General features: G+C 62.2%; 1 protein-coding gene. It reads right to left on the minus strand.

All coding sequences use genetic code 11. From position 1 onward, the window contains the following. The coding region (locus JYB63_RS22670) for an FAD-dependent oxidoreductase (protein ID WP_205660196.1) at nt 1-365 on the minus strand (365 nt) is incomplete at both ends.

The raw sequence follows: 365 nt of genomic DNA on the forward strand, positions 1-365 counted from the left end.
GAGGTGCGGCCGACGATCGGCGTGCCGTCCGGCGTCATCGGGCGCAAGCCGGTCCAGAACGTCGCCTCTTCCACTCTGCCGCCGTTCGGGTAGAGATCGCGCACCACCATCTCCAGCGTTTCTCGCCGCTTTTGCTCCAGCTGAGTATTGAAACCGACGATCTCCGCCATGCCGCCGACGCGAATGCGCTGGTCGAAGCGCGTGATGGCGATTTTATACGTCTCATCCAGTACCGTAGAGAATGGCGCCGCCGCCTCATCGACGATAGGGATCGTCAGCGAATAGCCCTTGAGCGGGTAAACCGGAATAGACACCAGGCCGCGCAGCAGCGCCGTGGAGTACGAACCGAACGCCACCACATAGCT

Origin of the sequence: Aliamphritea spongicola (assembly GCF_017051665.1) — a bacterium.
Taxonomy (GTDB): Bacteria; Pseudomonadota; Gammaproteobacteria; order Pseudomonadales; family Balneatricaceae; genus Amphritea; species Amphritea spongicola.